The sequence below is a fragment of the Verrucosispora sp. WMMD703 genome, from assembly GCF_049178935.1.
In the GTDB taxonomy this organism is placed as follows: Bacteria; Actinomycetota; Actinomycetes; order Mycobacteriales; family Micromonosporaceae; genus Micromonospora; species Micromonospora sediminimaris.
On record NZ_JBMHMM010000004.1, the window covers coordinates 4,527,290 to 4,545,076 of the forward strand.

Below are 17,787 nucleotides of genomic sequence, written 5' to 3' on the forward strand. Positions count from 1 at the left end.
GGTGGTGCCGGTGGACTGCGGCGCGCGGATACTCGGTGACCGTGCCGGCTCGGTAGCCGAACTGACGGGAGCAGGACCAGAGGGTGCAGTGTCACCGACGATCACAGCCAAGGCGACCAGGCCGGTTCCGCCCACGCAGCACCACGACAGAGCACCCACGACCACGACCAGTAGGACGACACCCATCCTCACGTGCCCTGATGGAACCGCTGCCGGAACGGGCTGCCTTGGGGGCCCTGCAGCCGACAACCCGTCGGGTCCAAGCGGCTGTTGCGCCGAGGGCTCAGGCGGACCGGGCTTCTGTGGCACGGCGTCTCCAGTAAGAGGGCGTACCGTCATTGTCGCCGACGCTGCAAACCGGTCACGCTCCGCCGAACAGCGGAGCCGCAGCCCCACCAACGGCGCGCATCATCGTCGAACGCTTACTGCGCCGCCTCGGGTGGGACGACTTTGGCCATGTCATCGATAAGGCCGCACAGGTTGGAGAGTTCTTGTGTCAGCTCGCCGAGCGTGATCGTGGGTGGCAGCTGGACGCGGGCTCCGAACATGCACACTCCGTCGATCTTGGCTTGGGCCTCGCCGAACCCGATGCCCAGATACGGGGGTGTACCAGCGATCTTGTCGCAGCCATGTGCTACTCCTGTCTCCGTGACCATGGCCTCCTTCCGCTACCTCCCGCTCGGTCAGATCCACGTCTCCTTCGGGGATGTCCAACTGACGCCTGGTGTCGCCAACCACCGCCTGATCATTCCGGCCCAAGTCACGGGTACCTGGCTGGACGCCAAGGCCCTTGAGAGCAACGTCCAGGCGCTGTCTGCTGGCACCGTCTGGCTGGAGCGGCCGTCCTTTCGCTGGGTGGCGGGCCTGGAGCCCCAGGTCATGACCGTCCGCGGCTATCCGGCGGCGGAGGAGTTGGTCGTTTCCCTCACCGACGATCAGCTCATATCCCTGGAAAGCGCCCGCGGACAGGACGACATCGTCCTGCGGCTCAAGCTTCAGGTAACCCTGTTGTCGCCGCCGGACGGCGTGCATCCGGTGGCCCATGAGGAGCTGCCGGTTCGCATTCCGCGTGGCCGTTGGCTGGAGCTGCTTGACCAGGCCGGCACGGAGGTGGGCGTACTGCTCCGGGTGCCCAGCCCACTGACCGACTCGGCCCTCACGCCGCCGCCGGCAGCCTCCGACAAGGACGCGGCCTCGCTGAGTCAAGCTGCAGCCCGACTACGCCAGGCGCGGGCCGAGCTGCGTGACCAGCAGTGGGAGGGCTGCGTGGCCACCTGCCGGCGGGTACTGGAAAACATCTCCCGGCTCGTTAGTATCCCGTCCGCCAAACAGGTCTTCTCGGTGCCGGCAGACAGCCGCACCCAGGACCAGCGTTGGGCGGCCGTCTATTGGGACGTCAAGGGAATGACCCATGCCGCTCACCACGACGACAACACCACGGGGAGCTTCTCCTGGAGCCGGGCCGACGCCGAGGCGATCTTGGCGACGACGGCGGGGTTGCTGGGAAGGTATACGCAAGGCTAGAGCGCTTCGCATTCGCACGGCCACAGAGGGCTGGTGACGAGCACGACGTTCGTGCGGCGTTGACAACTGCGTCCTCGACACCGCGAACGCGCTCGGGTTCCGAGCGAATGTCGCTCTGCCGGAAAATGGCAAGGCGTGTTCGTCGGTGCCCGACGACTTGTGCCCATATGTCGCCTTGCTCGTTGAGGTCCAGGCGTGCGTGGTCGCGATCTGAGTCGCGCTCAGGCAGGGGGATCGGGCAGTCCGAAGATGGCTTCCCGGGCCGCTTGGGCGAGGATGGCCTGGGTGGTGGCGGGTAGGCCGAGCCTGTTCCAGTGGAAGATCACATGCAGCGCGATCACCGCTCGTAGGCCACGGGTGAGGCTGCCCCTCTCCCGTTGGCGATGTAGGGCTGCGCCTGCTTCCCCGAATGCAGTGCGCCAGTCGCCGGTGGTGCGAGGCTCGCCGAGTAGCAGGCGCCGAACGTGTCCCGTAAAGATCCCCCACCTGGGAACCTCGGTTGCGAGGTTGAGGTGCGCTGCGCGGTACTCGACGACTTGTGCCCATACGTCGCCTTGTTCGTTGAGGTCCAGTGCTGCTGCGCGCATCAGTGCTGTGCACAGGATGAGGGAGTGTTCGCGCCGGGTGGTGGGGTGCTCATGGAGGTAGGTGAGGAGGTGGCGGCTGTCTAGGTGGAACAGCGTGTGGGCGGTGGTCATGGCGTCGTGGCCGCCGAACGCGTGGGTTTCGGGTTCGTAGATGTCGCTGGTCCAGGTGACTCCTTCGGTGAGTAGCCGGCGGGCCTGCTCTCCGCTGTCTGGCCTGAGTGTGGGGAGGTAGCGGATTCGCCAGGCGCCTTTGCGGATGAACCACCAGGAGGTGATCAGGCCGGCGGTCTCGGCGGCGGGAAGCACTCGGCTGAGGTGGGCGACTGCCTGTTGCTCGCGCTCCCGGGCGGTCTGGCCGGGGTAGGTGATGTTGATCTGGTGCCAGGGGGTGTGGTCCACGGCGGCTCTTTCTCAGGTGAGGAGGAGACAGGCATCCCAGGCGGTGGTGGCGGCGGTGACGAGGCCGACCCCTGCAATTCCTTCGAGAAGCCCTTCGGGCTCGTCGGGGGTGGGGTTGGCCTGCCGGTGGAGATCGTCGACGATGTCGAGGGGTATGGGGCTAACGGCATCTGACGCGATGCGGCGGGCGGTGGCCAGCAGTCCGGCGGTGCCATGGCACAGGCCTCGGTCGGTGAGTCTCCTAAGTTGTCCGGCGTCGGTGACGCAGATGGTGAATGCGGTCTCGGCGAGGTGCTGGCGGGTGGTGTCGTGCAGGGCGTGTGCGGCGAGCTGCTGGGCGCGGGCGATGCCGGGGGTGCCGTAGCACCAGGACGGTCGCAGCGGGGTTTGTTGGGCTGGGGTTGCGCGGTGCAGGTCGGTGAGGGTGATGGTTTGTGGCCACCAGATTGTGCCGTCGGTGTGCTGTTGCCAGGTGTCCAGCCATCGACTAATGCAGTTGATCGCCGTGGTATGTCCGGCGACGGTGATGCCGTCGCGGAGGGTGAGGGCGAGCAGTGCCAGTGGGCCGGTGATGCCGTGGGCCATGCCGAAGTTCGCGTGACCGCCGGCCGGAGGTGGCTGGCAGCGGTCGGGTGCGTTCCGGCACCACCAGCCGGGTAACTCGCCTCGCGGTTCGGTGAGTCGGACGAGGTAGTCCAGGACCTGACGGAGCAGGTCGTGATCGCCAAGCCGGCGTAGAACGACGCCGAGTCCGGTCAGGCCGCGGATGAGGTCGTACTCGGCGTAGTGCGGTTGCTGGTGTTGGTCGATGCGACGGTGGGCGGCGTCGAGCCGGCGGCGGGTCACCGTGGCGGTGCCGTCGGCGGTGGCCGCTCGCGCCTGGGCGAGCCCCGGGTGGTCGGTGATGGCGAGGACGAAGGCGAGCGCGGGCGCGCCGTAGAAGAGGCTGGCTCCCTCGGCGATGCTCACACCACCGGCGGTGGCGTGGCGCAGTGCCTCGTACGCTGCGGGCCGGTTGCCGGTTTCCAGGTGCAGCAGGGCGATGCCGGCCGCGCCGTCGGCGAGGGACTGTCCTGCGGTCACGGCTTACGCCCGGCGATGGTGGTACGGGCGATGGTTCGGGCCAGCCGCAGGCAGTGCTGTTCGGAGGCGAGGTCGACGCCGATCATGCGGGCATGGTGCAGGTGCAGCAGGTCGCCCAGCACCTCGTCGGGGTCGAGTCCGTCATCGACGACCAACGACCGGTAGGCGGCCAGCGCTGCCGCGAGTCGCTCGTCATGCACCGGGAGCCGGGCATGTTCGAGCTGGGCGGGGTCGAGGCGGGGACCGGTCCAGTGGGCGACGTGGGTGGCGAGCCAGTGCGGCCCGTCGCCGGTGAAGCCGTCGGCGATGGCGATCATCCCGGCGGCGGTGGCGGCTTGCCGGTCGCCGGTGAGCCTGTGCAGGGCGGCGCGGGAGTCGGCGGCGAACACCCGCTCGGCGGCGGCGAGGGTCGCTGCGGCACCGTGGCGGGTTTCGGGGCGGTACGGGTGCAGGCTGTAGTCGTGCACGACGGCGCCGTCGTGCAGGTGCTGCACCCAGCCGGCGAGATGGCGGGCGATGTCGGCGAACCGGCTGGCGTTCGGAAGTGGGATTCGTAGCCGCAGGTGCTGCTCGGGGTGGGGATACCGCAGGAACCACCAGCCGGCTGGGAGGTGGTCGGCGGGGCGGCGGGCGAGGTCGGTGAGGATGTCGTTGAGCCGACCGTGTAGGTGTGCCTCCAGCCACCGTGACCGCCCGGGCCAGTGCTGAGCAGTGGTGGCAATTCGGGCTGGTCGGGCTGGTCGGGCAGCCGGTGTGGGGTGGGTGAGGGTGAGCAGGAGTTCGGCGGGGCGGTCGTCGATCCAGCCGGCGGGCCCTGGAGCCTCGGTGATCACGGTGCGGGGATGCCGGTCGAGGTGGTCGCGTAGGACCGTCAGGTGGGCCTGGTCGTCCAGGTCAAGGCGTAGGCGGATGTCGTCGTCGCCGACCAGGATCTGCTGCGGGATGTGCCTCTGGTGGCGGTGCCGCTGCCAGGCGTCACGCCACTGCGGCCATGCGGTGCCCTGAGCGGGAAGCGCGGTGTGGTCGATGGTCCAGCGGGCGGGGTGCACGATGGTGCGTCCGCGCCGCAGTCGGGGTAGGAATGGCAGGCTACCGGCGTGTCCCCAGTCGAACCGGCTGCACGGTGCCGTCCACGCGGCCCAGATCTCGGTCAGGAATCGCATCAGTGGCTGCTGCAGCGTGGGCAGCAGCACGCTGTTGAACAGCAGCGGTTCGACGGGCTGACCGGTGGCCAGTGACACCAGCCACAGGCGGCGTCCGTCGCCGGTCACCGCCAGGTCCTCGATCGTGTACGGCGGTCTCGGGTGGAAGTCGCCGACAGGAAGGACGGGCAGCAGCTCGGGCGTCCGAGCCACCGCGGTGAGCCTGGCGTCCAGCGGAGGTCCGGAAAGTTGCAGCGGGGCCGCGCCGGACAGGGCGGTCGGCAAATGCCGGTAGACCTGTTGGAATCCAGCGAACTCGGCGGGGATGAGCAGGTGCAGGAACCGGGCGGCGGCGACGCCGGCATGGCGGGACCCGCTGAGTACCGTCAGGGTGAACGCGCCGCGGTCCAGATCGTGCGGGGTGTCGGCGGCGAGGGTGAACCGCAGTTCGGTGTGCGGGATCGGCGGTCGGTCGTCATTCCCGCGCAGCAGGTCGATCAGTGCGTCGTCGAGCACCACTTCGGCGCAGCCGTCGAGTGCAGCCTGCTGCGCGAGCTGTCCGAGCAGCCGGTCGCGGCTGGTGAACAGCGCTGGGGCGCGGCGAGTGGATCCCCTGTACCCGGCCGGAAACCCCAGCATGTTCAACACCTCACGGATTGGAACGGCCGCTCCTGGGCCCCATCGCTCGATGAACGCGTTGTGGTACTCGGTCCATCCAGCGGCGTGAGGCGGCGCTACCGCCACGAGCGTGGACGCGGCCCGCTCCGCTTCGTGCAGTACCGGCGGAGGGAGGGTCACGGCGATGTCGGCGCGTAAATCGACAGCAGTCCGGCTGCCTGGATCCGAGATGACGTAGTGGCGGGCGACATGGGAGGCCGGGTCAGTGGCGGTCATGGGTGGGCGTAGGGCCGACAGCAGCACCCCGGTGTGTACCAGTTCGGCTAGCAGCCGCTCGGCGTCGGCGATGCTGGCGGGTCCGGCGACCGTCGCGGCGAGGTCGGCGAACCTGACCGGAGACCGAGCAACCTGGATCGCCGCCAGGATCGGGCCGGTCAGGCGGACCTCCACGTCCCACCGCCGATCGGCGCTGGCGTGGGCACAGGGCAGCACCCACCTGTCGCCGCGCCGGTATCCCAACGAGTTTGTCACGACGGGGACGGTGCGTAGGGTGGCCAGGTCGTGTTCGGCCCGCGCGGTGTGCTCGGCGATGAACTGGCCGTCGGGGCGGGAGACCGCGCGATGAGCCTCACCCAGGACGACCATCGCCCGAGTGCCGAACTGGACCGGGGCGACGCCGGCGAATGTGCCGAACGGGGTCGCACGGGTGGTCCAGCGCAGCAGGTATCGGACCGTTGACTTCACCAGGCGCCGCAGTCGCTGCTGAGGCATCGGCTCCCCGCTCAGAGCGCTTTGGATCTGGTCGGCCAGCTGCGGCGCCGCGCAGGAGACGGCAGCCGCAAAGCCGGGCAGCGTCCACGTCTCGTCCAGCCAATCGCGCCACTGATCCGGATGACCGTGGACCATGTCGGGCCAGGCCGGCAGAACGAGGCCCTTGGGGTAGGCGGCGATTCTGATCAGCGCCGCACCAGCTGCGGGAACCATGAGCACCACCGAATCGACAGGCCCGGCGCGCTCCACGCCGGGCCCGATCGTGAGAGAAACGGATGGGTCAGCTGTCGCCGTCGGACTTCGTGGTGCAGGCGTTGGAGCCGGTGTTGCCGGAGCCGCACCCGTCGTTGGTGGAGGTGGCGTAACCGGTCGCGGTCGGGCCGACGTCCACCAGGCTGACGTCCAGGGCGAACTCCGAGTCGTCGGTTTCGTTCACGTGCGTTCCCTTCTATGCGGGGGTGAAGGTGAGGACGAGGCGGCTGTGCCGCTTGTCCAGCACCGTCCCGGCCGGCAGGTCACCGTCGGGAGTACCAGCGGGCAGGACGTGCAGCACCGGCGAAGGGCCGCCCGCATCCAGCCACGCGCGCATGTGTCCGACCATCCGACCGGCCGCCGCCGTGGCACCGGGCCCGTGCGCACGGGCACCAAGGTCGAACATGTCCTCGTCGGTCCAGCGCAGCGTCGAGCGGTAGCAAAACGCGTCGTTGTGGAGGGCGGCCGGTGTACCGAAACGCCATGCCGGAGCGACGACGCCCGCGTCGACGGCCTCCTGCTGAGCTGTGAGAACAACGAACTGCTGTCCCGCATCGATGATGCGGCTCGCCAGCCACAGGTCGAGGTCAGCCAGGACGGTACGAGGGGGCAGGCTCACCCCGGCCCATGCCTGTACCGGTGGCTGCGCCAACAGCTCGCCGACCGCGTCTTGGTTGACCTGCTGGTCCTCGTCCAGCCGCAGGTGGACGCCGTCAGCGATGTCGACGTACCGCACCTCATGCGCGTCGGCGCCCTGCATCGACACGAACCCGCACAACCGCTGGCTGTGGCTGACCAGCCGGTCTCCCGTCCGACGCATCGCCCACGAGCGGGTCATCCCGAACGTCCGCAGCGGTACGACCAGCGTGCCGTTCTCGGCGAGTTGCGCGGTCCAGGCGGGGGAAATGTCCCACGCCCCGACCGTGACGATGATCAGATCGTATGAGCGGCCCGGGTCGAGCTGCCGCTCGGCGTCCGCGCACACCACGGCCACATCGTCGTAACCCGCCGCGGTGAGGCAGGCGGTGGCGCGGTCGGTCACCTCGCGATCGATGTCCACGGTCGTGACCGAACCTGACGGACCTACCAGCTCCCGCAGCAGCGCGGCGTTGTACCCCCCGGAGCCGATTTCCAGGACGTGCCGGCCTGCCAATCCTCCGTCGATGGCATCGGCTGCCTGCCCGAGCATCTCCGCGATGAGCCACGGCGCCGACACCGAACTGACCGCCTCATCGCCGACACGCTTGGTCACCACAGCCTGGTCGGCCCGATATGCCTCCCGCAGCGCGCTATCCGGTGTGAACAGATGGCGTGGCACGGACCGTAGCGCCGCCTCCACCTCAGGCCGCATGATCAGCCCTTTGTCTGCCTGATCAGCGACGAGCTGATCAACCATCGCGGCATGGAGATCCTCGCCGCTCGCCGTGTCGGCACTCATTCGGGTGCTCTCCCCTTCATTGAGGGCCTCCCGATCGGAGGGCCCGCCGTTGAACTCTTCTCGGCCAACAGGGCGTCAAGCCGCTGGACCCGCCACGCCCCATGGAAGTCAAGATCGATGTGGTGCCGGTCAGAGTCAGGGCGGATCTGACGAGTAGGCAGCGCCCTGTCTCCACACTGACCCGTTGAGGCGGTGGGGTGAATGCGGAACATGCGGACGATGCGGTTGTCCGCATCGGAGCCGACAGCTTTGCCGCAGCCGCATCCACGCATCTCGCGTGTTCTTGGTTGCGCCGCGCTGAACACTGAGTGACCCTATGTGCGCGACATCCACACTGCTCATCACCGTGGTGGTGTGAGCAGCCTGAGGAGGCGGTGCATGGGTCAAACCCCGCGGATGCTGCAGCCGTCCCTGTCCGAGCGCCACTTCTTCGGCGCCGAGCTGCGTCGGCTGCGGGAGCGGGCCAACCTCTCTCAAGCGCGACTCGGCGCGATGATCCGGTTCAGCGCTGATCTGGTACGTCGAGTCGAGACAGCGGACCGCTTTCCGTCCCGGGAATTCGTGGAAGCCTGCGACAGGGCGTTGGCGACCGAAGGGGCCTTGACTCGTCTGCTACCGCTTCTTGAGGGCAGCCGTGACCGCGCGGGTATACGGACAGATTCCCCGAGCGGTGCTACCAACACCGGCACCCTGCTGCCCGCCCAACCGGCACAGGTTCCCGGGGTGGCGGACATGGTCGTTCGTGTTCCCTTCCAGCCCGGCGTTCTTGACCGCGCCGCATTGGACTGGCTGAACGCCCCAGCGGGACCCCGTCTGTCCGTGGCCGGCCGAGCCGATTCGCCTGATCAGGTACACGAAGAGGATCTCGACGCCGCTGAGACCGCCCTGGCAATGTTCCGGCAGTTGGATCACACACACGGTGCCGGACAACTCCACGCCCAGGTGCAACGGTACGTCGAACGCGAACTGAACCGGCTACTGGCCAGCCCGCCCGCCTCGGATGCGATCGGTCGGCACCTCTACACCTTGGCAGCGGGATTCTTCGAGCTGTGCGGGTACCAGGCGGTCGACACGGGCGCCCACGGTCTCGCGCAGCGTCGCTACCTACGCGCTCTACGGCTGACACAGGCCGGCGATGACCGTGTCTTCGGCAGCTACCTGCTCGCCGTGAACATTGGCCACCTGGCACTGCATTGTGGTCACCCCGAGCCAGCGCTACGGATGGCGCTCACGGCGGTGCGAGGAGGTGAGCCGCAGGCGACGCCAGGCGTCACCGCCGCCCTGCACGCCGTGGTGGCGCGGGCCCACGCCCGCCTCGGACATGAGAGCGACTGCCTGACCCACCTCGACATCGCAGAAAGGCATCTCGCCCTCAGCAAACCCGAGAACGAGCCGTCGTGGATCCGGTACTTCACCCCTGCTTATCTCGCCGACGAGATCGCCCACTGCTTCCACGACCTGGGCCGACCGCAGCAGACCCAGCGGCATCTCCAAGAAGCCCTCACCGAGTTGAGCCCCACACACGTCCGGCGACTCGCCATCGACACCGCACTCCTGGCGTCGTCACTGGCTGCCGCCGGCAAGATCGACGAAGCGTGCGCCGCCGCCCATAATGCGGTAGACCACGCCGCGCGGACCACGTCGCACCGCTGCTTGCAGCGCATCGTTGAGGTACAAGCCGATCTTGAGCCCTACCGATGCGAACCGGAGGTTCGCGAACTCAGCGACTATGTGCGCCAGCAGCTACCGCTGGCAGTCCTGTGAGCCCGGCTGAACAGCCGCTGCCGCCGCCATCACCGACCGGTAGTGCGCCAGTTCTGCCTCCAACGCCGTACCCGCCCGGCTGGACGTCGCCACGTAATGGCCGACATCGGGAAGCAGCAGCAACTCATGCCCCACACCGAGAGCCACCAACTCGTCAGCGAGCTCCCGCACCTCCTCGACCACCGCCACCTCGTCAGCCATGCCATGAATGAACAGAACAGGACGCTGAAGAGTGGCGGCACGGACCCGGCCCGCGCCACCGCGCAGCCGCAGAGCGTGCGCCCGCTGGAACCGAGGCACGGTCTGCGCCCACCGATCTGGATCGACGATCGCAGACACCGCGGTAGCCGCCGCAAACGGACCGTCCATCGACACCGCGTGTAATGCCGTGTATCCCCCGGCGCTGGCACCCCGGATGAAGACCTGGCCGTGCACCGCCCGCCCCACCTCCAGCAGATGGCTCGCGACAGCCGCACAATCATCCACGTCGTAGAAGCCCCACCGGCCGTAGAGCGACTCCCGGAAGCTGCGGCCATACCCCGTGCTGCCCCGATAGTCGACATCGACCACGGCGAAGCCGCGGCTGGTGAAGTACTGCGCCTGCCAGTCCAGGCGCAGCAGGCAGGAAGCGGTGGGCCCAGGATGCGCCCGAACGATCAGCGGTGCACGCCAGTCCGCCGCCGAACCCGTCGGTGGATACACCAGGGCAACCACCTCACGGCTCCCGTGGACACCGATCCGTAGTTCCGTCGGTACGGACACCTGCGCATTGGACAGTGCAGCGTGCTCCGACCTGGCGAGCACCTCCAACCGGGGCTCGTCATCGGCGACGTGCACCAGCGCGACCTGCGGAGCGGCGGTCGGTGTTGATCCGATCAGCGCCGCTGTCGTACCGTGCGCCGCCAGGTAGGGCTTGATCGACGTGTAGGGAAGATCGACCGGGTGAATGGAGCCGTCAGGTTCGATGACGACGAGGCGGTGCCGCGGCCCCTCCTGCACCACCATGACGATCCGGCCATCGGCAAGGAACTCGTACGACGCGTAGCCCAACTCCCACGGCTCGGCAGCGCACTCGCCCCCGATCGGTGCCACCGCCTCGACCTTGCTGTCGTTCCACCGGTATAGGTTCCACCAACCACTGCGGTCGGATACGAAGTACAAGGCCCCGTCGGGTCCCCACTTCGGCTCCACCGCCGACTCATCCGGACCGCCGGCGAGCCGTACCGGGTTCTCTGGCCTACCGTGCGGTGAGTAGGAAGCGAGCCACACCTCACATGCGTCCCAGGGCATGTTTTGCTCGCCCCAAGCGGTCCAGGCCAACAAACCCCGACCGGGTCGCGGCGCGCCGAAAAACCCGCGGGATTCGGCGATAGTCCGCATCTGCGGAGCACCGGTAAGCGACACCGCAATGAGCTCGTCACCATGTTCCGATTCCCGCACCGCCAGTAACTCACCGTCGCCAACCGTCAGTGCGTGTTTGAGATGGGGTTGATCAGGTCTGGTTGAAGGTGCGGCGGGCTTGACGCCGTGCCGGTCGGCCGCGGGTGATGCGGCGGGTCATGCCGGTGATGGCGGCCCAGCGGATGAGGGCTTCGGAGACAGTCGGGTGGCGTTCGTAGTCGCGGGCCAGGCGGCGGCAGGCGGTGAGCCAGGCCAGGGTGCGTTCGGCGACCCAGCGGCGGGGGTGGACGGCGAAGCCGCGTTGGTCGGCGGGTTTGCGGACGATCTCCAGCGTCGTGCGTAGGGTGTCGCGGGTCCAGTCGACCAGCCGTCCGGTGAAGCCCTGGTCGGCGTAGACGTGCCGGATCGGGGTGAGCATGTAGGCGTGGAGCAGGGCGGTCTTGGCGCCGTCGCGGTCCTGCCATGACGCGGCGAGCACGGTGACGGTGACCAGCAGGCCGAGGGTGTCGGTGATGATGAACCGCTTACGGCCGTTGATCTTCTTGCCCGCGTCGTAGCCTCGGGTGTCCCGGCCGACGGTGTCGGCGCCCTTCACGCTCTGGGAGTCGATGATCCCTGCCGACGGCTGCGACTGACGGCCCTGCTGCACCCGTGCCTTGATCCGCAGTGTGGTCAGGAGTTCCTCGGTCACGCCGGCTTCTTCCCACCGGGTGAAGTACCAGTACACCGTCTGCCACGGCGGCAGATCCGCCGGCAGGTACCGCCACGGACACCCCGACCGCACCACGTACAGGATCGCGTTGACGAGCTCCCGCCGCGGATGCTTCTCCCGGCGGCCGTCCGTGTTCGGCTCCGGCAACAACGGCTCGATCAGCGCCCACTGGGCGTCAGTCAGGTCGGAAGGGTAGCCACGGCGCGCAGACACCGCGCCACCCTGCCCGCCCCACCGCTGGATGTCATGCCGCCACGCCGTCCACAACAGACCTTCTCAAACACGCTCTCAGATCGCCGAAGGCTCCCCGACTGACCAACTCGAGATCGCCACCATTACGGCGGCTCCGGTAAAGCCCGTCTCGGCCGACACACCACAACATGCCGTCGACAACAGCGAACGACCCGCCTCCGTACGCGTGAACGCCGCTGGAGACGGCGAAGCCTTGCGGGCTGACGTCATGCATACCGTCGCCGGGCCGCCAGCATGTCACCGTCGTAACCCCGCCAGCGTCGGGGCGCGTCTCCACCCAACAGAACGCACCACCCGCGGCACGCAGCTGGTCATAGCTCACCGAGGCCTTGACCGCGTCCTTCGTCGAGACCGCAGCGATTCTGTCCGCCAGCTTCACGACTCTCCTTGAGCAACTTCCGCGCGTGACAGGGTGACTACAGCTCGCCAACCAGTCTCCGCGACACCACCCCGGCACAGCGGACGCTGCCATGCCACTCTGCCGGCACGACGTCCTCTCAGACCCGGCCGACTCTACGCCTACGGATCTGTCGCTGGCGCTGGATGCGTCGACCCTCCCCGTCGTGGATTCACTCTTGGTGGCGACCACGTCGATGCGGACAACAGCCGTGTCCGCATCTCTCATATCGACCGAGTCGTCCAAATCGAGCAACCTATTACCTCGGGACCGACAACCTCGACTTCCTATGGGGCACGTCCCGTCAACACGAGAAGCGGGACGCGGCGCCCGCACCTCCCAACCGTTCCAATGTGCGGCCGGTCTCCGGGGGATGCTCGAGCTGCGCGTATATCGAATTGCTGAGAAAGGTGACGGTAGTGCGCGTCAAGTGGTTCCTCCCCGGCGATGAAGAGAGGCCGTTCACACCCTTCGGCATCGACTGCCAGGGGGCTGCAGTGCGCTTCTCCCACCGCGACGGATCCGCGGCCACCCGGTGCAGCGACGCCAACACCACATCGCACGCGGATCTCCCCAGGAACGACCACACGTTGGGAGCGAGACACGATCGGGGGTCCCCAGGCACCGTCCTGCGCCACCGTTCGGAGAGAGGAAGACCTCGGCCGTGAACCGAGTCCCTCCCCCACTCCCCGACGTCGCCCCGGGCACTTTGCTCCAACTTGAAGCCAACGACTGGTCCTACGGCCGTGACCTCACCCCCGGTACCCCCGTGGCCGTCGTCGTCACCGGAGTTCGGGACCTGCCGAACCGCAGCGACGAGTGGATCTGGATCCTCGGCCACCGTCCCGAGTGCGACTACCCGCACGTCGACCGGCACCCGCCATGCATGGAGGTGCGGGTCACCGTCACCGCGCTGCACCGTCAGATTCCCAGGCCATGACCAGCACCGACGACGGCGACCGCCCCGTCGATCGCTTCGAATCGGCGCGCAACACGGCGCTCCAGCACCGCGACGGCGGCACCTGCTTCCACTGCCAGACCGGCGGATGCGGACAACACGCCTGGGCGATCGAGGAACTCGCCCGCCACCCCGGCGGCCTAAAGCTCCTCCGGAAGGTCGGGCTTCCCATCCCCTCTGACGAATCGACCGAGGAAGGTCAGCCGCGGTGAACACCCCGCCCTCCGGCGCATCCAACGACCACGCACCCCACCTGTACGAACACCCGGCACCAATAGAACCGGCCCGGCCAGTGCGCGCCGTTGGCAGCGCCGCCGCCCACACCACCACGCGGCTTGCCGACGAATTCTTCTACCTGGCCCACGACGACCAGACCGGCCGTCCGCGTCTGTTCGAGTCGGCAACGGCGCACGGCTTGGCCGCCGCGCTGCTGGCGGAGCTGTACCGGGAGGGTCGGGTCACCTTCGAGGGCCGCCATGTGCGGGTGATCAACACCGTCCCGCCGAAGGACTGGCTGCAACATCTCGTCCTGGATCGGCTGGTGGCCGAGCCGCGTCACACCGCGACCCGAACGTGGTTGGCGTTCCTCGCCACCACCGCCTGCGAGCAGGTGATCACCCGGATGTGGCAGGTCGGGCTGCTGCGGCCGGAGCAGGTCGGTCGGCTGTGGCGCCAGCGCACCGTCTACGTCCCCACCGACGTCAACACGGCCGCCTGGTCCTGGGCTCGCCTGTCCTTCCAGCTGCGCAACTACCAGCCGCTCAACGCCTTCGACCAAGTCCTCGCGGGTCTGGCCCTGCACACGCAGCTCGACCCGATCCTGCTCGACGGCACACCCCTTGCCGTCCGCGCGTTCCTGCGCCACCAGGTCGACCAGGCGCACCCGCCGTTGCGCGACCTTCTTGCCGATCTCGGTGCCGTCGTCGGCGGCGCCGTGCTGAGGCACCGCACCTCCTGACTGCGGCCACATCCCTATCCATCCCCTATTTGCTGAGAGAGAACCGAATGTCCCCCTCGAAACCCGACACCGTGTCCGCCGTCCTCGCCAGAGGCCGGCTCGGTATCCCGTCCGTGGTGTTCTTCGTCATCGCCGCCGCCGCACCCCTCACCGTCATTGCGGGCGGTGCGACCACCGGGTACGCGGTCACCGGTGTCACCGGCATCCCGGTGGCCTATCTGCTGGTAGCGGCGGTGTTGGCGTTGTTCGCGGTCGGCTACGTGGCCATGTCCCGCCGCATCGTCAACGCGGGCGCCTTCTACACCTACGTCACCCGCGGACTCGGCCGCCCCGCCGGCGTCGGCGCCGCCATGGTCGCCCTCCTCGCCTACAACGCGATGCAGATCGGCCTGTACGGCGGGGCCGGAGCGGTCACCGCCGCATTCCTCAACGACCGGTACGGCTGGCAGCTCAGCTGGTGGATCTGCGCCCTCGCCGTCTGGGCCATCGTCACGGTGCTCGGGGTCGCGCGGATCGACCTCAACGGCCGCGTCCTCGCCGTCGTCCTGGTCGCCGAATGCGCCGTCGCACTGACCTTCGACGCCATCATGCTCACCCACCCCGCCGACGGCACCGTCAGCTTCGCCACCCTCGCCCCGACGCACCTGTTCGCCGCCGGCATCGGCGCCGCCCTGGTCACCGCGATCACCGGGTTCGTCGGCTTCGAAGGCACCGTCGTGTTCTCCGAGGAGACGAAGGATCCCCGGCGGACGATCGCCCGCGCCACCTACATCGCCGTCGCGGTGACCGGCCTGCTGTACGGGCTGTCCGCGTGGGCGATGTCCGTGGCCACCGGCCCGGACCGCATCGTGGAGGCGGCCCGCACCGACGGCACCGACCTCATCTTCAACCTCGTGTCGCCGCATCTGAGCCAGAGTGTCATCACCGTCTCCCGGGTCCTGTTCATCACCTCCCTGTTCGCCGCCCTGCTCTCGTTTCACCACACCGTCGCCCGGTACCTGTTCGCCCTCGGCCGCGAACGGGTGCTGCCCGCCGTGTTCGGTCGCACCAGTCGGCGGACCGGCGCGCCGAAGGTCGGCTCCCTCGTCCAGAGCGGCCTCGCCTTCGCCGTGCTGGTCGGCTACGCGCTCGCGGGGGCGGACCCGATCGTGCACCTGTTCTTCTGGATCACCGTCACCGGCGGCCTCGGCGTGCTCATCCTCATGACGCTGACCTCTGCCGCCGTCATCGGCTTCTTCACCCGCACCGCTCACACCGAGGGACCGTGGCGGTCGGTGATCGCACCGGGGATCGCCGCGCTCGCGCTCGGCGGGATCCTCACCGTCACCCTGCGCGAATTCGCCACCCTCCTCGGCGTGGCACCGGACTCGCCGCTGCGCTGGGCTTTCCCCGCCGCGTACGCCGCTGCCGTACTGCTCGGCATCGCCTGGGCACTGGTCCTGCGTACCACCAGACCGGACGTGTACGCGGCGGTGGGCCTGGGCGCGGACAGCGACACCGGACCCCTACGCGCCCCCGACCTCGCCCGCCAACCCGCCTGACCAGGGAGCCGCCGTGACGATCACCAACGACAACCTGACTGTCCGCCCCGCCACCACGACGGATGCCGGCCCGTTGATCGCGGTCCTGGCTGAAGCGTTCCGTAAAGGACCCGTCGCCGACTGGCTCATCCCCGACCCGGACGATCGGGGTGCCGTCTACTACCGGTACTTCCGTGACGCGTTCCACCACGGCTTGGAGCACGGCGAGGTGTACACCACCAGCGACCAGTACGCCGTCGCCATCTGGTATCCCCGCCTCGCACCCGCCCCCGCTGACGCTCATCAACGGGTGGAGGCGCTGGAGCGCATCGCTGGGGCGTACGCACCGAAGTTCGTGCTGCTGGAGGAGATGTTCGACGCCTTCCACCCCGACGAGCCACACCATTACCTCGCCTACCTCGCCGTCGACCCCACTCGACAGAACCGCGGTCTCGGCACCGCGCTGCTCGCCGACTACCACCGTCGCCTCGACCAACTCGCGCTGCCGGCCTACCTGGAAGCCACCACCATGCGTAACCGGCAGCTCTATTTGTGCCTCGGCTACACCGCCGGCCCCACCATGGTGCTTCCCGCACAGGGGCCGACGATCTGGCGCATGTGGCGCGGCGCACCCACCAGCGGCGGCCGGTCCCCGTTTCCACCCACCAGACCACGCCGAGGGCTGTCGTGAAGACCACGGCTGCGACCGCGCGACCCCTCCGCCCTGCGCAGCCCGGCGACGTGGCCACCATCGTCACGCTGCTCGTCGACGCCGTCGCATCCGACCCGGTCGCCGCATGGCTCATCCCGGACCCGACCGAACGGCAGGACATCTTCCACCGACTGCTGGCGATGGAGATCGACCACGCCGTTGAGTTCGGGACCGTCGACGTCACGCTCGACATGACGGCTGTTGCCGTGTGGCACCACCATCCGGCGTCGCAGGCGGCTCCGTTCGGGATCTACCACCTGAGCGCTCTCACCGGCTCGGCGCTGCCACGGTTCGAGCAATGGCACGCGCTGCTCCGCCGGTACCGGTCCGACGCCCCGCATCACTGGCTCGCCTGGTTGCACGTCAGCCCTGACGCCCGCCGCCACGGCATCGGTCGGACGCTGCTCGCCCATCACCATGAGCGCGTCGACCAGCTCGGCCACCCGATCGACACCGTCGTCACCACCACCGGCAGCCGGGACTACTTGACCGGGCGGGGCTACCGCGCGGGCCTGCCCCTGCACCTGCCCGCCGGTCCACCGATGTGGCCCCTGCACCGCGCCGCCGGCCCGGTCCCGCCCAACACGGCCGACTGAACCGCACGACACCCCACCCCGGTGGCTGCGCCTCACCGCAGAGGGCAGCCGCCGGGGCCAGACCAGCGACAGCAAGGAAGCACCACCCTCATGGTCAGACTGATCGCGCCGGCCTGCCGGCTGGCCGTTGTCCTCGGCAGCGTCGTCCTCGCCGGCTGCCACGCTGTTCCCACCAACCCAGCATCCCACCAACACGACCGCCTGGCCAGCAGCCCGCCGCCGCAACCGCCACGGCGGCCACTGCACCGGACCTCACCGCGCAGCAACGCCTCACCACCATCGCCGCAGCCGTCGCCCCCACCCCCGGCGACAACACCACCGACCTGCCCTACACCTACCTGCACACCCGAACCTGGACCCGCGCCACCAACACGATCATCCGAACCGAGCTGCAGCGCTGGCGACACGACGACGGGTCCGGTCGAGAGATCACCCGTCGCCCACCCGACCTGCCCGGCGTGAACCACCAGCCCACCCCCGCCGAACGGGACCTGTTCCACCAAGCCCCGCCGACATTGACCCGACATCGGGTCGGCAACCTGCACCCCTAGCTGGCCGGGCCGTTGCCTACAGATCCGACCGCGCTGGCCGCGCTCCTCGCCCCACCCGAGTTGTCCAGCGAGCCCGCCTACCCGCGACTACTCGCCGGAGGCATCGTCGGCCTGACCACCAGCCAATACCTCAACCAGCAACAACGGGCGAC

General features: G+C 68.7%; 17 protein-coding genes. 8 read left to right on the forward strand and 9 right to left on the reverse strand.

What is annotated here, in order from left to right; all coding sequences use genetic code 11:
- Window positions 1–422: 422 nt before the first annotated feature.
- Window positions 423–656 (reverse strand): hypothetical protein, encoded by a 234-nt coding sequence (locus ACN26Z_RS21135; protein WP_421463074.1) that lies wholly within the window; start codon window positions 654–656, stop codon window positions 423–425.
- Here ACN26Z_RS21135 and ACN26Z_RS21140 point away from each other — a divergent pair.
- On the forward strand, window positions 649–1,524 hold the full coding sequence (locus ACN26Z_RS21140) for a hypothetical protein (RefSeq protein WP_421463077.1): 876 nt from the start codon (window positions 649–651) through the stop codon (window positions 1,522–1,524). The genes ACN26Z_RS21135 and ACN26Z_RS21140 overlap by 8 nt on opposite strands.
- A gap of 221 nt (window positions 1,525–1,745) precedes the next feature.
- Here the strand turns inward: ACN26Z_RS21140 and ACN26Z_RS21145 are convergent, their stop codons facing one another.
- The 5 genes from ACN26Z_RS21145 to fxlM form a co-directional block, all read right to left on the reverse strand.
- On the reverse strand, window positions 1,746–2,510 hold the full coding sequence (locus ACN26Z_RS21145; RefSeq protein ID WP_421463079.1) for a thiopeptide-type bacteriocin biosynthesis protein: 765 nt from the start codon (window positions 2,508–2,510) through the stop codon (window positions 1,746–1,748).
- 12 nt (window positions 2,511–2,522) lie between these two features.
- A complete protein-coding gene (locus ACN26Z_RS21150) occupies window positions 2,523–3,593 on the reverse strand; it encodes a lanthionine synthetase C family protein (RefSeq protein ID WP_421463081.1) in 1,071 nt (356 codons plus the stop codon).
- Window positions 3,590–6,337, reverse strand: coding sequence for a lantibiotic dehydratase (locus ACN26Z_RS21155; RefSeq protein WP_421459497.1), 2,748 nt, complete (start codon window positions 6,335–6,337; stop codon window positions 3,590–3,592). Before ACN26Z_RS21155 ends, ACN26Z_RS21150 begins: the two co-directional genes overlap by 4 nt.
- Window positions 6,338–6,404: 67 nt before the next feature.
- A complete protein-coding gene (gene fxlA / locus ACN26Z_RS21160) occupies window positions 6,405–6,560 on the reverse strand; it encodes an FxLD family lanthipeptide (RefSeq protein WP_421459496.1) in 156 nt (51 codons plus the stop codon).
- Window positions 6,561–6,572: 12 nt separating this feature from the next.
- Window positions 6,573–7,814, reverse strand: a complete 1,242-nt coding sequence (fxlM, locus tag ACN26Z_RS21165) for a methyltransferase, FxLD system (RefSeq protein ID WP_421459495.1) — start codon at window positions 7,812–7,814, stop codon at window positions 6,573–6,575.
- Window positions 7,815–8,192: 378 nt separating this feature from the next.
- On the opposite strand from fxlM, the gene ACN26Z_RS21170 reads away from it, so the two are divergent.
- Window positions 8,193–9,578: a helix-turn-helix domain-containing protein gene (locus ACN26Z_RS21170; protein ID WP_421459499.1), complete on the forward strand. Its 1,386-nt coding sequence runs from the start codon at window positions 8,193–8,195 to the stop codon at window positions 9,576–9,578.
- Here the strand turns inward: ACN26Z_RS21170 and ACN26Z_RS21175 are convergent.
- The 3 genes from ACN26Z_RS21175 to ACN26Z_RS21185 form a co-directional block, all read right to left on the reverse strand.
- On the reverse strand, window positions 9,558–10,670 hold the full coding sequence (locus ACN26Z_RS21175; protein ID WP_421463084.1) for a prolyl oligopeptidase family serine peptidase: 1,113 nt from the start codon (window positions 10,668–10,670) through the stop codon (window positions 9,558–9,560). The genes ACN26Z_RS21170 and ACN26Z_RS21175 overlap by 21 nt on opposite strands.
- Before the next feature lie 400 nt (window positions 10,671–11,070).
- Entirely contained in the window at window positions 11,071–11,934 is an 864-nt protein-coding gene (locus tag ACN26Z_RS21180) for an IS5 family transposase (RefSeq protein ID WP_421464646.1), read from the reverse strand.
- 1 nt (window position 11,935) lies between these two features.
- Window positions 11,936–12,322, reverse strand: a complete 387-nt coding sequence (locus ACN26Z_RS21185) for a hypothetical protein (protein ID WP_421463085.1) — start codon at window positions 12,320–12,322, stop codon at window positions 11,936–11,938.
- A gap of 682 nt (window positions 12,323–13,004) precedes the next feature.
- On the opposite strand from ACN26Z_RS21185, the gene ACN26Z_RS21190 reads away from it, so the two are divergent.
- Genes ACN26Z_RS21190 through ACN26Z_RS21215 form a run of 6 tightly spaced genes read left to right on the forward strand, consistent with a single transcriptional unit; the run spans window position 13,005 to window position 17,084 of the window.
- Complete coding sequence (locus ACN26Z_RS21190; RefSeq protein ID WP_421459493.1) at window positions 13,005–13,280, forward strand: hypothetical protein; 276 nt, start codon at window positions 13,005–13,007, stop codon at window positions 13,278–13,280.
- Window positions 13,277–13,510, forward strand: coding sequence for a hypothetical protein (locus tag ACN26Z_RS21195; protein WP_421459492.1), 234 nt, complete (start codon window positions 13,277–13,279; stop codon window positions 13,508–13,510). The genes ACN26Z_RS21190 and ACN26Z_RS21195 overlap by 4 nt, the downstream gene beginning before the upstream one ends.
- Window positions 13,507–14,256, forward strand: coding sequence for a GOLPH3/VPS74 family protein (locus tag ACN26Z_RS21200; protein WP_421459491.1), 750 nt, complete (start codon window positions 13,507–13,509; stop codon window positions 14,254–14,256). Before ACN26Z_RS21195 ends, ACN26Z_RS21200 begins: the two co-directional genes overlap by 4 nt.
- A 47-nt stretch (window positions 14,257–14,303) precedes the next feature.
- Window positions 14,304–15,797 (forward strand): APC family permease, encoded by a 1,494-nt coding sequence (locus ACN26Z_RS21205; protein ID WP_421459490.1) that lies wholly within the window; start codon window positions 14,304–14,306, stop codon window positions 15,795–15,797.
- Window positions 15,798–15,810: 13 nt separating this feature from the next.
- Window positions 15,811–16,467, forward strand: coding sequence for a GNAT family N-acetyltransferase (locus ACN26Z_RS21210; protein ID WP_421459489.1), 657 nt, complete (start codon window positions 15,811–15,813; stop codon window positions 16,465–16,467).
- A 50-nt stretch (window positions 16,468–16,517) separates the two neighbouring features.
- On the forward strand, window positions 16,518–17,084 hold the full coding sequence (locus ACN26Z_RS21215; RefSeq protein ID WP_421459488.1) for a GNAT family N-acetyltransferase: 567 nt from the start codon (window positions 16,518–16,520) through the stop codon (window positions 17,082–17,084).
- The last annotated feature ends 703 nt before the right edge of the window (window positions 17,085–17,787 follow it).